Origin of the sequence: Acinetobacter sp. YH12039 (assembly GCF_013420015.1) — a bacterium.
Lineage (GTDB): Bacteria > Pseudomonadota > Gammaproteobacteria > Pseudomonadales > Moraxellaceae > Acinetobacter > Acinetobacter amyesii.
In genome coordinates, this window is the sequence record NZ_VOZA01000007.1 from 83,924 (window position 1) to 96,506 (window position 12,583).

The window sequence follows — 12,583 nt, forward strand, 5'->3', positions numbered from 1 at the left end:
TAAGATGACTGAAAATACTCAACCGAAACAATACGGCCGTCCTGACAACGAGCGCATTATTCCGTTTATGAAGATTGCCAAACCGGCAGCCTTGATATCGATTATTTTAACGCTCTCAAGTATCTTTTTTATTTGCACCAAAGGTCTAAACCTCGGTTTGGACTTTACTGGCGGTGTGGCAGCAGAGTTGAACTATAGTCAACCAGTAAAATCTACCGATGTGAGCTCAGCGCTGACAAAAGCTGGTTTTAAAGACCCTGTGGTACAAACCTTAGGATCTGACCGCGACCTGATGGTTCGTATGCCAGTTCAAAAAGACATTGAAGCTGAAGACCTAACCAAAGCCATTACGACTGCTGCTCAATTGCCGGGCAATAAAGCAGAAGTACATAAAGTTGATGTGGTTGGCGGTCAAGTCGGTAATGAACTCTACGTGCGTTCTGCTGGCGCTGTAGGTCTTGCCCTACTGCTCATGCTGGTTTATGTCACTATTCGCTTTGAATTCAAACTTGCGATGGGTGCTGTACTGTCTTTATTCCACGATATCGTGGTGACCATTGGTATCTTTGCCATGATGCAGTGGCCGTTTGACTTAACAGTTTTGGCTGCACTACTCGCGATTATCGGTTTCTCGCTCAACGATAACATCGTTGTATCTGACCGTATTCGTGAAAACTTCCGTAAGATTCGTGGTGCTGAGCCTCTCGAAGTTGTCAACAGTGCATTAACTGAAACACTTCGCCGTACCATTCATACCTCAATGACACTATTACTGGTTGTTGTAGCGATGATGGTACTGGGCGGTGATGGTCTGAAATGGTTCTCTGTTGCAATGTTTGTTGGTGTATTTGTGGGTACATATTCATCAATCTACATTGGTACAGCCTTCGCGCTATGGCGTGGTCTAAACCGTCAAGACTTCATTGTACAAGTGAAGCCTGAATTTGAAGAAGAAGAGATTCCTTAAGGTTTTCAACTTTGATTTCAGTTCAAAACCCATCTTCGGATGGGTTTTTTTATGGCGAATTACAATATGCAGCGAATAAGCAACTCTAAATTTATGCTTTATGCAGAATTCTATTCATGCTAAAAAATTTGAATTTCAGGAAATGTAAACTATTTGTAAGACTACTTTGATCGCCATGATTCGGTCAACATCATGTTCGGGAACAATAGTATTAATAAGCAAATGAACCTATTTTCGCATGACAGTATATCTCGCCATTGTGCGAAGGATACGCCTGCGTATCAAACACATTTAAACTCATGCGGATACCTAGTCCACAAGCGCTTAGTACAGCTCCCATGATCGTCCACACTTTAAACCAGTATTCATCAGGAGTCTGCCTGCCCCAAGTTCACCAACTCATTGGGATGAAAGTCATGACAAGTCTATGCCTCGAAACACACTTTGCGCGCTAAGTCTTCCACGTCTACGCCTATATCATGATTATGACTGCTGATTGCCAAAGCATAATGCTGCTGGCTATCCGAATGATTAAAGGCGAGCGCTGCTGTTTGGGCTAAATAAGGTTTACCAAATTCAGTCTTTAAAAAATCTGTGTCTTGCATGGGCCGCTGCATGGCGTCTGAAAGATGTAAATTGCGCTGCTGATAAATTTGCTGTTTTTTTATAGGCCTGATAAGCGCGCATATCAGAAAATTCATCGCGCGTTAAAGGCGCAAGTTGAGCAATGGCATTTGTAGCACTTGAATGGTTCTTGGCTTATTCATGCCCTGCTCAGCTTGATGTTTATGTTTAAAATACAGCAATCACTTAAAATTTAACGATATCACCTTTCAGCGCTACGCCTGCAATCGCAGTTCCTTTCGCGCATTGATATGTGGAGGTGCTGCGAGTTTCATTTGACTTGTAGAAACTCACCAAGTTAGTTACTGCATTCGCGCCTTTGGCTTTAGCGGTATTTTGGAATTGAATCAATGCAGAACGCAGTACATGATCACATGAGCTTTCTGCAGATTTGGCAAAACCGTTGGTTTTTTTATTGGTGACTAAACCTTTTTCAATGACTTTACCGCCAGATTTTGTCCCTGCCAGATAAAATTTCACAGAACCATCTAGCGTACCGTCAGCAACTGCACGATCAACAGCTTCTTTGAAATTAAAATCATGCATGGCATCTGCTGCATGCACAACGGTCATTGCCCCTGCCATCAATACAGCTGCAGCACAGATATTTTTCAATATCATTATTTTTCCCTCTTTTTTAAATTAAACCTGTTTAAATATCAAGGAGGTATTAATCCCTCCAAATGCAAAATTGTTGCTCATCAGCATGTGCGTTTCTGCTGAACGCATTTCATTGACTATATAATCCAAATCGCCGCAGGCACTGTCAAGCTGTTCTAAATTTAAAGTCGGCACCAGCTGTTTACGTTGCATCATTTCAATACTCAGCCAGGCTTCAATCGCGCCGCAAGCACCTAGCGTATGCCCAAAATAACTCTTTAATGAGCTGATCGGCTTCTTGCCTAATATGCGGGCTGTCGCTTGAGTTTCAGCGACATCACCTTGATCGGTCGATGTACCATGCGCGTTCACATAGTCAATTTCCGAGACATCTACCTGCGCATCTTTCAGTGCAAGCTGCATGCAGCGTCCCATCATCTCAGAATCTGGACGTGTTACATGCTGACCATCGGTATTGGTTCCATAACCAATAATTTCTGCATAAATGTTCGCTCCGCGCGCTTTGGCATGTTCATATTCTTCTAAAATCAGACAGCCTGCACCCTCGCCCACCACCAAGCCATCACGCTTTGCATCAAAGGGACGCGGTGTTTTTTCTGGGCTGTCATTTTGCGTACTGGTCGCCAGCAGCACATCAAACACCGCAGAACCTGCAGCGCTCAACTCTTCTGCTCCGCCTGCAATCATCACTGTCTGCTTACCGTATTTAATGGCTTCGTATGCCTGACCAATCGCCATGGAACCTGAAGTACAGGCGCTGGACGTTGGAAATGTTTGGCCTTTCAAACCAAAATATACCGTCATGTTGACCGCGCTGGTATGTGACATCATCCGGATATAGGTCGTCGCATTCAGCTTGTTCATATTATTGTCCAGCAGCATGGCGCCAAACTCACCGACCGCATCAACACTGCCGGCAGATGAACCAAAGGCCACGCCAGCTTCACCGCTTTGCAGAATCTTATGGTTGAGCAGGCCAGCATCTTCCAGCGCTTTTTCTGCGCAGACTACAGACATTAATGCTACACGGCCCATGCCACGGGTCACCTTACGGTTAAAATGCTTGGGAACGGTAAAGCTCTCTACAGGACCGCCCAGCTTGCTGCGCAGATCACCATAGACTTCCCAATCGGGCATGTAGCGGATGCCGCTTTTACCTGCTGCAAATTGTTCAAAAATTTGATCTGCGGTTTCACCCAATGAAGTGATGCCTGACATGCCTGTAACGACTACACGTTTCATCAAATCAGTCCTCCATTTACCGAAATCACTTGGCGGGTAATATAGCTGGCATCATCACTACATAAAAACTTAACCGTTTTTGCCACTTCATCCACTTGCCCCATGCGCTGCATTGGAATCATTTTTAGCGCATGTTCTTTGACTTCATCTGTCACCATTTCGGTTTCAATTAAACCGGGCGCCACGCAGTTAACGGTAATTTTCCGTTTTGCTAATTCCAGCGCCAGCGCTTTGGTTGCACCAATTAAGCCTGCTTTGGCAGCACTGTAATTGACTTGTCCGCGGTTGCCCATCACACCAGAAACTGAGGATAATGTGACAATACGCCCGCCTTTTTTCAATCGGATCATCGGCATCATCAATGGCTTAAGCACATTGTAAAAACCATTCAGTGAGGTCGATACCACCTCATCCCAATCATCATCGGTCAAGGCTGGAAAAGCGCCATCACGGGTTAAGCCTGCATTCAGCACTACACCATAAAACGCGCCATACTCAGCCATATCCTGTTCTAAAATTGAGGCTATATTTTCACGGTCGTTTACATCAAACATCAGCACATGACTGCTTTGTCCCATAGTCTGAATTTCTTGCGCTACCTGCTCCGCTTCCTGCTGACGAGAACGCGCATGCACAGTGATATCAAAACCAGCTTTTGCCAATTCTAAAGCAATTGCCTTACCTATACCGCGGCTGGATCCTGTTACTAAAATTCTTCTGCTCACGTTCATTTCCCAATCGCGTCATTCATATTTTCTGGTTCAAATACACTCAGCATGGCGCTAAAGCGATGTTCTTGATATTCAATTTCACAATTAAACTGGCCTAGACCTTCGTGCAGATAACTCTGCTCAACTCGAATACGCACGGTACTGCCCAAAGCGAAATATGGACATGGCAACTGCATTTTACGCGTACCCAATAAAAAGCCGACTTTAGGCGGCAAGCCTTTAGTTTGCCCTTTATGCCCCGCATAGGCACTGATGGTTTGCGCCATTAATTCAATGCTGCTCCATGTCGGCAAACCTTCGGCTTCGCAAAACATCAGCTCAGGTCGAATCTGTAATTCCGCAATCGCAAACTGATCATTGGCTTGAATCAGATGATCCACAAAAACCATGGGTTTTTCATGCGGAATAAACTGTACGGCATCCATCATGGCAAAACGGTTCCTAAAATTAAACTGATATTGCTGCCGCCAAAAGCAAAGGAGTTGCTCATAACATAATGCATCGGCTGCGCTGCATGGCTGTCCAAAACATAATTCTGCTGGGCTAAAGCTGGATCTAATTCACCTGCGTGATGCAAAGGCAGCCAAGACTGATCTAACAGCACCTGCTGGCAAATAAAAGCTTCAATCGCGCCTGCCGCGCCTAGGCAGTGACCCGTTTTATGCTTGGTGCTGCTCAGTGCAACTGGATAATCTGCAAAAACAGTCTGCACCGCTTTAATTTCCATCGCATCATTTTGCGGAGTGGATGTACCGTGCAAGTTTAAATAGCCAATGTCGCTGGCTTTCAAGCCTGCACTATTCAAGGCTTTTTGCATAGCTTCTGCCGCACCTTGTCCTTCTGGATGCGGCGCAGAAATATGCCATGCATCCATAGATTCACCACTTGACAACAGCATCACTGGAGCCGAGTCTTTGGACAATAAAAATAACGCCGCCGCTTCACCAATATTGATGCCGTCACGCTGCGCACCACAAGGCTGGCATATACTGCTGGACAGGCTTTCTAGGCTATCAAAGCCATTTAAAGTTAACTTGCACAGTGTATCTACACCGCCAACCAATACAGCATCGGCCAAATCGGTATTTAGCAGGCGCTGCCCTGCAGCCATGGCTTTGGCTGCCGAAGAGCATGCTGTTGAAATAGTATATGCAGGGCCTTCCCAGCCCAAGTACTGCTGCAGTGATTTGGCTATGCAGCCCATTTCCTGTTTCTGATGCTGCACTGACTCATTAGACAATTGCTGAAAATGCACTTTCAACACAGTTTCATTATCTGCGATGCCTGACGTAGATGTCCCGACAATAACCGCAAGGCGCTGCTTTGCAAATTGCGCGGTATAGACGCGAATATCCGCCTCTATTTGCCGCAAAGCGGTTAAAGCAAATCGTAAATTACGCGAATCTGCAGGCTGTAAATATTCAGGTATGTTTTGTTCTAAGGATGCAGCAGAAGCCCCCACCCAAACCGTGCGCTCTGCAATTAAATCTTGACGCTGCGTTAATGTATTGTCTGCAGTGCACAGTGCATTTTTCAATTCACTGGCATTTTCCCCCAAAGCAGACAAAGCCGCGCTGAACTGTATCCCCACAGCAGAATGGCGCATGATATTGTTATTGGTCACTCTCGCCTCGATCATCTTCCAAAGTATTGCTCACCGCGCTGATTACCATTTGATACGGTACTTGCAGGTTATTCAGTTCAACCGCTCCTTCTAGCGGCTGAATGTTTAATACGGGCTGCTGATTGATATATACCACACCGTCTTTTTGCGTCACAGCCGTTTGCCCTGCATGTAATGCCATGAACTGTGGATAGGTTGCGTACAGAATATCCCGCACCACGTAGTCAAAGGACAAGTATTTCATGGCATCTATACGCTGTTCCACACGAACCTGCTGCCCATCAAAACTAAGTTTAAACAGCTGCTGCCCAGTCAGGCTCAGCGCCAGCATGTCCAGCTGCTGACCGCTTTGCTGCTGATACAGCAAAAAACTGAAGCCATGTTCTTTCCATTGCACTTCAATTTGATCTTGGCGCTGATAGCTTTGCGCGGTCCATTGCGGCGCAGACAAGCCTTGCGCCTTAGGCAGAATTTTAGGCGCCAAGCTTTGACAGCCGCTGCACAAAACAGCGCCAGCCAAAACTAAAGCAGTGATTTTAGCATTTAAATTAAGTGCCATCTGTCATGGTTTCCCGCATTTGCGCTTCGCGGCAATATTCCGCCAATGTGCTCAAACGCTGCTTGGCATTACGGTGAATCGGATTTGTTTCATCCCACGCATAGCCTGCCAAAAGCGAGGCTATCATACGGCGGATTTTTTCATCTTGCTTCTTGGAAAATACCACATCTTGAAATTCGCCTGTATACCAAGATTCCACATAGGCGCGGAACACTTGAATACCTTTGCGCAGCGGTTTTTCATACTGCACCATCCAGTCCACAGACTGACCTTGCAATACTTTATCAACCAAAGGAATGGCCAAGCTAGAAGATTTCAGCGCAATAGTCACCCCTGAAGAGAATACAGGATCTAAAAACTCGCCCGCGTTGCCGAGCAATGCATAATTATGTGAAGCCAGCTGTTTAACATTGGCAGAATAGCCAACCAATGTACGGACTGGCGTATCATGCTTCGCATTGCGCAGCACCTTAGATAAACTCACATCATCCGCCAAAATGCGTTTTTGCAATGCCTCTAAATCATAATCGGGACTACCGTCATAACCGTATTTTTCAAAAAAGTCTTGTTCTGCAACTACACCAAACGATGAACGTCCATCGGCAAAAGGAATCAGCCAATACCATGCACGATGATCTTTTTCGTGCACCGCAATCAAGATTTTTTCACGGTCAAATTCTAGATCATCCAAAATACCGTCTTCAATATGCGTAAATACGGCGCGACGAACTGGGAAATCTGATGGGCTTTCTAAATCTAAAAATTTAGGCAAAATTCGGCCAAAGCCGCTGGCATCCAGAAGAAACTTGCCTTGAATTTGATAAGGCTGACCTTGTTCATCTTTCACCGTTAAAATAGGATGCGCGCTTTCTACATCTACAGCTGTCACTTCATGACCAAAGCGGATGTCTGCACCCATTTTGCCTGCCTGCTGCGCCAGCAAATGGTCAAAATTGGCACGGCGTACTTGCCAAGTAGTGCCCGGGCCTTCACTGAATTTTTGAGTAAAATCATAGAAACTGCGCTGCGGGCCTTTTAGGAAAGCTGCGCCGTTTTTAAATTGAAATGCATATTCTTCGACATGCTCACGCACCGTCTCCAGCAGGCCAGCTTCTTCTAGAAATACCATAGACTGCGGCAGTAGAGATTCCCCAATTGAAAAGCGCGGAAAATATTGTTTTTCGATCACCGTCACTTGATAGCCTTTTTGACGCAGTAAGGCTGCTGCCGAACTACCCGAAGGCCCTGCGCCAATAATTAAAACATCTGTGTGCTGTAGTGTGCTCATTGCACTATTACCTTTTTACTCAGCTTTGGCTGATATTGCTGAACCACAACATGCTCTGCATCGGAAGATGTAAACAATGTTGCATAAATAAATGAAAAAATGACCCCGAGCAGCACCGTCAAGCCAAAGCTGTGAATGGCATAGGTATGGCTAAAGGACAGAAGTCCAAACCCAAAGAAAGTCGACATCATGCATAGAAACAGCGCCATGCCGACCACTTGCGGATGGTCATGCCCATGACGATAGAAAATCGCATAGTCCACGCCAATGCCAATAATCAGGAAGGTGCCCATAATGCTGAACAAATTAATTTCTACGCCTAACCAAGCCTGTATGGCAAAGGTTGTCATCAACGCCATGGTCACGGGAAGCACCAGCGGCAGGATGGATTTTTTCCCATATAGCAGCCCTAAGCCAATGGCTAAAATTGCCAAAGCACTCAGCAGCAGCCACTGTGCTTGCATACGATGCTGCTGAAATAGCTCAGACAGCTGATTAACTGGCCGTAGCAGCTGCACGTTGTGATTGCTTAATTTTTGCAAAGCTGCCACATCATGCACATTTTGCAGCATGACTAAACGCTGGGTAGAACTCATCTGTAAAAAATGCAGCGGATGATCTTGAAACACAGCATCACTCAGCAGCGGCTGATGCTTCAAGTTTACCTGCCAATTCAAAACGTCAGACTCATTCAGTTGCAGCACCTGTGCATAATCACGCAATGCCTGCTTTGGAATGGCTTGAAGCATAGCTACATTCTGCTTTTGCTGCGCCAGAGGCGGCACCCACTGCCCCAGTGCCTGTAGCGCATCTAATTTTCCAGCCTGCTGCAACACAGACAGCTGATCCAGTAAGTACTGTTCATTGCGCTCTAATTCTGCAGATGTTTTGCCTTGTACTACAAAATAATCACTGCCCTGCTGCTGCATAAATCGTTCACGCACATACTGATCTTCCTGCTTTAAGCGTTGATCCATACTTTGCAAGTTACGGATATCATCATTGCTTTTTAAGAACAGTAAACTGCTGCCAGTCACTGCAACTATCAGCGCCATCAAGATATAGCGTAAGCGATTGCGCGCTTGAATGTAGTTGCGCGAATGGCCAATAAAACTCAGCACACGAATCGCAGGTTCGGCATTTAAAGCAGGCAAGCGCGGCAGCAGTAAAATACTGGTAATCCATGCGGCGCTTAGACCGACCATAGAGAACACAGCGATCTGCTTAAAGCCCGGAAATGGCGTAAAGCTCAGTACCACATAAGCCAGCAGCGTGGTCATCAGCCCCACAAACAAGCTCGGCAATAATGGCTTTAAGACGGCAAAACCATCAATTTGACGGTGCTGCGACTGCATGGCCATAAAGTAAAATGAAAAATCCACACAGACGCCAATCAAACTGGCACCAAAAACCAAAGTCATTAAATGAATTTCGCCAAAAATACTGTAGGTAACAGCAAATGCGACCAAGCTGCCTGTGCCCACCGCGACCATTTCTGTCAGCATGGGGCGGATAGAGCGGAAGCCAAACCACACCAAAAGCAGAATGCCGAGGGTTGAACCGACACCAATCGTCGAAATTTCTTCTTTTGCAGAGTTTGTACCAAATTGCGCAAACAGCAGTGTTCCTGTCCAATGCGGTTTAACCTGCAATTGGCGCAGATGCTGATTCATCTGCTGAATAAAAGCATCGGTCTGTTCTTGATAGGCAATGCTGTAAGGACTGTTCTTAAGCTGCAGCACCACCAATCTGGAAATGCCCTGTTCATCGCGCTTGGTGGCAAAGCCTTGTTCTAGGCTAATATCTGAATTGTTCTGTAACGCGCTAAGCCCCATCGCATAACGTGGAAACAGCAACAGCGGATCACTTTGCAGCATTTCCGCCGTGACCGGCATACCCGGACTCATCAATTGCAATAAGCCTTGCTCTGCTAAGGTGGCATAATCTTTGTGCTGCAGCAGTTCACGATCGCTCTGGGTTAATAGCCCTGCCTTGTGCTGATACAGCAGTTTGGCAAATTTGTCATAGTCCAGCTGAGGACGCATAGGCTGAAATAGTTGGCTTTGATTGGCCTGCGTTTTCAGTAGTTTTGTGGCTTGATCCAGCTGCTGATCATTTTGAGCATCCAGCACTACAAAGACTTTGTCATTCAGCTGATTGCTGACATAGTTTTGCGCACGCTCCAGATTCGCATCTTGATGTGTTTCTGGCAGCAAGGCAAAAATATTGGTCTGAATTTTAATGCCATTGTTCAGCCATGCCGCAGCTAAAACGACCGCAATGACACAGAGTATGACCAGCCAAATGGCTGTAAATTTATTTTGCCAATTGGAAAAGCGCATTTTCCGCAGCCGTTAAAGTTTGAGGTTGAGCGCTTTGCTGACTAAATCGGATGACCGTGCTGTTATTGGCCTGTTCCTGAATCACAATGCGGTTCACATAACGCTGACCTTGAGCATCAACACGGACAAACAGTTTTTTAAATAAACTGCTCTTTGGTGTCAGCACCACATTCCACTGTGCAGGAGTATAATTGGCTGAAACCACATTAAAGTTTTTCGCCAGTGCAGTTTCATTACCAGACATCAGCTGTAAAAACATAGTCGCAACAGAACCATAAGGCGTTTTATCAACTGCAATTTGGCTTGAAGTGCGCTGCGTTTTTTGCACCAGCTTACGCGGCGTCACGATTAGATCTGCTTTCACAGGACTTTGAATTTGCCAAAGCACGCCCTGATTTTTACTGAACAGCACTTCGCCTTTCGAAACATAGGTTTTATTCAGCGAAGCCAATTTTTTCTGCTGTTCAAAATTGGCGCGTACCACTGGCGTTGCCGCCAATTGCGAAAAGACCTGCTTCAATTCGGTATTCTGCGCATGACCTGCAGATGTCATCAGAGCAGAAGCTGTAATCAAACACAGCGGCAATACTGCTTTTAAAATAGGAGATCGAATATTCATCCTACTACTCCGCTTTAAATTCAGACCATACATTTAAACAGTCCAATAAAATTTGAGGCGACTGGTAACACATTTCACGTGTTGCAATCTTCACTGCCACTTGCGTGGTATAACCTTTAGTGAGGCGTCTGCCCGAAATTGCATCAAAAATCTGATACTCAATTTTCAGACGGTTTTCCCATTCTTTTAAAATTGCGCGTACACGGATTTTTTGTTCAAATTCGATGCCCTGCACGTAGCGCACATGGCTTTCAATTACAGGCCATACATAGCCTGAATCACGCATTTGCGTATAGTTATAATGAAACTGATCCAGCAGCTTACAGCGGGCAATTTCAAAATATTTTAAATAATGCCCATGCCAAACCACATTCATTGTGTCCACATCATGAAAAGGCACATCAATAATCACATCTGCATGCATCGCTTTATCCTTGGCTTATACAGCAATGCTGTTCAAAAGTTCTAAATTTTCAAAACGGTTGACCAGCGCCTGCAGCTCGTTTTGTAAAGGGCGATCTTCCTCCACATAGTTGAAGCTTTGAAGCACCCACTGTTGAAATGCTGTTAATACTGGACTGAGTTCTGTATCTAAACCTTTCAATTGAACCGCCTGCACAGCAGCACAGCTCAATGCCGCCATTACCTGTTCAGTCAGCGCAATCACACGACTCGCATCACGCGCTGCAATGGTTCCCATACTGACTTTATCTTGATTATGACATTCAGTTGAACGAGAAAAAATTGATGCTGACAAAGTCTGTTTCAGTGCTTCTGCTGTCCATGCCGACACCCCAATTTGCACGGCTTTAAATCCATGATTCAACGGCATGCGTTCTGGGCTTGAACCCGTCAAGTTGCGCGGCAGGCCGTTATTCATTTTGTAATCGACCAATTGCGCGAGCTGGCGGTCCATCAAGTCTGCAATATTGGCAATCATGATTTTTAAACTGTCCATGGCCTGCGCAATATGACCGCCATAGAAATGTCCGCCATGCAGTACACGCAAATTCACAGGATCAATCAATGGATTGTCATTGCTGGAATTTAATTCATTTTCAATAAACTGGCGCAGCCACACTTTTGAGTCTTCAAATACGCCAATAATATGCGGTGCACAGCGCAGTGAGTAACGGTCCTGCAGACGTGAACTTTGGTGCTCTGTCTGCACTTGGCTGTTCAGCCAAACACGCAGTTGCGCAGCAATCTGCTGCTGGCCTGGATGCGGCTTTTGCGCAAATAAGACCTCATCAAAATGGCTTGGATTACCTTCCAGCGCCAAGACATTCAATGCTGTCACCATGGTGCTGGTCAAGGCTATCTGTTCTGCTTTTTTATAATTCAAGCAGGCAATAGCCGTCATCACTGCCGTGCCATTCATCAACGCCAAACCTTCTTTAGGGCGCATCACTAAAGGCTGCATGCCTTTTTCAGCATATACCTCTGCAATGGGTACAATCTTGCCTTGATAATACACATCACGCTCACCGACCAAAGCACCCGCAATATAAGACAATGGGGTTAAATCACCGCTAGCGCCGACAGAACCTTCCGATGGAATGACGGGAATCACATCTTCATTCAGCATCCACGCCAAACGCTGCAGCAAGGCATGCGATACACCTGAATAGCCACGTGCCAGCGAACATAACCGTACGGCAACCACTGCACGCGCGGTGATTAAATCCAAATTTTGGCCCATACCGCAGCCATGAAAGCGTGACAAATGCAAAGGCAATTCATTCACTTGATGCGGTGGAATTTCCACAAGGCAAGAATCGCCATAGCCTGTGGTTACGCCATAAATAACGCCTTCATCCTGCAATAACTGATCGAGAAAATCTGCGCCGCGCTGAATCAATGCATTCCACTCATCTGAAGCAGGCAGTGCTACTTGATGTTCTTTACGCGCAACAGCCACAATATCTTCAATGCTGAGAGCGAATTCCCCAATCGTTAACACAAG

At 45.8% G+C, this 12,583-nt stretch carries 13 protein-coding genes; 1 reads left to right on the forward strand and 12 read right to left on the reverse strand.

The window, feature by feature from the left end; genetic code table 11:
• Window positions 1–4: 4 nt before the first annotated feature.
• Window positions 5–967: a protein translocase subunit SecF gene (gene secF / locus FTT98_RS05390; protein WP_180177106.1), complete on the forward strand. Its 963-nt coding sequence runs from the start codon at window positions 5–7 to the stop codon at window positions 965–967.
• 425 nt (window positions 968–1,392) lie between these two features.
• On the opposite strand, the gene FTT98_RS18085 is transcribed toward secF, so the two are convergent.
• From FTT98_RS18085 to hutH, 12 genes are all read right to left on the reverse strand, one after another.
• A complete protein-coding gene (locus FTT98_RS18085) occupies window positions 1,393–1,572 on the reverse strand; it encodes a hypothetical protein (RefSeq protein WP_233944990.1) in 180 nt (59 codons plus the stop codon).
• Window positions 1,573–1,777: 205 nt separating this feature from the next.
• Window positions 1,778–2,212 (reverse strand): excinuclease, encoded by a 435-nt coding sequence (locus tag FTT98_RS05400; RefSeq protein WP_180177107.1) that lies wholly within the window; start codon window positions 2,210–2,212, stop codon window positions 1,778–1,780.
• A 21-nt stretch (window positions 2,213–2,233) separates the two neighbouring features.
• Window positions 2,234–3,454, reverse strand: a complete 1,221-nt coding sequence (locus tag FTT98_RS05405; protein ID WP_180177108.1) for a beta-ketoacyl-ACP synthase — start codon at window positions 3,452–3,454, stop codon at window positions 2,234–2,236.
• Window positions 3,454–4,179 (reverse strand): 3-ketoacyl-ACP reductase FabG2, encoded by a 726-nt coding sequence (locus tag FTT98_RS05410; protein WP_180177109.1) that lies wholly within the window; start codon window positions 4,177–4,179, stop codon window positions 3,454–3,456. Before FTT98_RS05410 ends, FTT98_RS05405 begins: the two co-directional genes overlap by 1 nt.
• A 2-nt stretch (window positions 4,180–4,181) precedes the next feature.
• Entirely contained in the window at window positions 4,182–4,613 is a 432-nt protein-coding gene (locus FTT98_RS05415; RefSeq protein WP_180177110.1) for a 3-hydroxylacyl-ACP dehydratase, read from the reverse strand.
• Window positions 4,610–5,791, reverse strand: a complete 1,182-nt coding sequence (locus FTT98_RS05420) for a beta-ketoacyl-[acyl-carrier-protein] synthase family protein (protein WP_373685128.1) — start codon at window positions 5,789–5,791, stop codon at window positions 4,610–4,612. Before FTT98_RS05420 ends, FTT98_RS05415 begins: the two co-directional genes overlap by 4 nt.
• Window positions 5,792–5,798: 7 nt before the next feature.
• The gene (locus FTT98_RS05425; protein WP_180177112.1) at window positions 5,799–6,368 is read right to left on the reverse strand and encodes a DUF3261 domain-containing protein; all 570 of its coding nucleotides are present in this window, start codon (window positions 6,366–6,368) and stop codon (window positions 5,799–5,801) included.
• A complete protein-coding gene (locus tag FTT98_RS05430; protein ID WP_180177113.1) occupies window positions 6,358–7,656 on the reverse strand; it encodes an NAD(P)/FAD-dependent oxidoreductase in 1,299 nt (432 codons plus the stop codon). Before FTT98_RS05430 ends, FTT98_RS05425 begins: the two co-directional genes overlap by 11 nt.
• A complete protein-coding gene (locus FTT98_RS05435) occupies window positions 7,653–9,998 on the reverse strand; it encodes an MMPL family transporter (protein ID WP_180177114.1) in 2,346 nt (781 codons plus the stop codon). Before FTT98_RS05435 ends, FTT98_RS05430 begins: the two co-directional genes overlap by 4 nt.
• A complete protein-coding gene (locus tag FTT98_RS05440) occupies window positions 9,973–10,551 on the reverse strand; it encodes an outer membrane lipoprotein carrier protein LolA (protein WP_233945415.1) in 579 nt (192 codons plus the stop codon). Before FTT98_RS05440 ends, FTT98_RS05435 begins: the two co-directional genes overlap by 26 nt.
• A 70-nt stretch (window positions 10,552–10,621) precedes the next feature.
• Window positions 10,622–11,041, reverse strand: coding sequence for a thioesterase family protein (locus FTT98_RS05445; RefSeq protein ID WP_180134499.1), 420 nt, complete (start codon window positions 11,039–11,041; stop codon window positions 10,622–10,624).
• Between the two features lie 15 nt (window positions 11,042–11,056).
• Window positions 11,057–12,580 carry a histidine ammonia-lyase gene (gene hutH, locus FTT98_RS05450; RefSeq protein ID WP_180177116.1) on the reverse strand — a complete coding sequence of 508 codons (1,524 nt, stop codon included), beginning with the start codon at window positions 12,578–12,580 and terminating at the stop codon, window positions 11,057–11,059.
• Window positions 12,581–12,583 lie beyond the last annotated feature (3 nt).

What these genes read in the sequence shown, in the direction of transcription:
- secF (WP_180177106.1), top strand. Translation starts at nt 5, where the DNA reads ATGACTGAAAATACTCAACCGAAACAATACGGCCGTCCTGACAACGAG.
- FTT98_RS18085 (WP_233944990.1), bottom strand. Translation starts at nt 1,572, where the DNA reads ATGCAAGACACAGATTTTTTAAAGACTGAATTTGGTAAACCTTATTTA.
- FTT98_RS05400 (WP_180177107.1), bottom strand. Translation starts at nt 2,212, where the DNA reads ATGATATTGAAAAATATCTGTGCTGCAGCTGTATTGATGGCAGGGGCA.
- FTT98_RS05405 (WP_180177108.1), bottom strand. Translation starts at nt 3,454, where the DNA reads ATGAAACGTGTAGTCGTTACAGGCATGTCAGGCATCACTTCATTGGGT.
- FTT98_RS05415 (WP_180177110.1), bottom strand. Translation starts at nt 4,613, where the DNA reads ATGATGGATGCCGTACAGTTTATTCCGCATGAAAAACCCATGGTTTTT.
- FTT98_RS05420 (WP_373685128.1), bottom strand. Translation starts at nt 5,791, where the DNA reads ATGCGCCATTCTGCTGTGGGGATACAGTTCAGCGCGGCTTTGTCTGCT.
- FTT98_RS05425 (WP_180177112.1), bottom strand. Translation starts at nt 6,368, where the DNA reads ATGGCACTTAATTTAAATGCTAAAATCACTGCTTTAGTTTTGGCTGGC.
- FTT98_RS05430 (WP_180177113.1), bottom strand. Translation starts at nt 7,656, where the DNA reads ATGAGCACACTACAGCACACAGATGTTTTAATTATTGGCGCAGGGCCT.
- FTT98_RS05435 (WP_180177114.1), bottom strand. Translation starts at nt 9,998, where the DNA reads ATGCGCTTTTCCAATTGGCAAAATAAATTTACAGCCATTTGGCTGGTC.
- FTT98_RS05440 (WP_233945415.1), bottom strand. Translation starts at nt 10,551, where the DNA reads ATGACATCTGCAGGTCATGCGCAGAATACCGAATTGAAGCAGGTCTTT.
- FTT98_RS05445 (WP_180134499.1), bottom strand. Translation starts at nt 11,041, where the DNA reads ATGCATGCAGATGTGATTATTGATGTGCCTTTTCATGATGTGGACACA.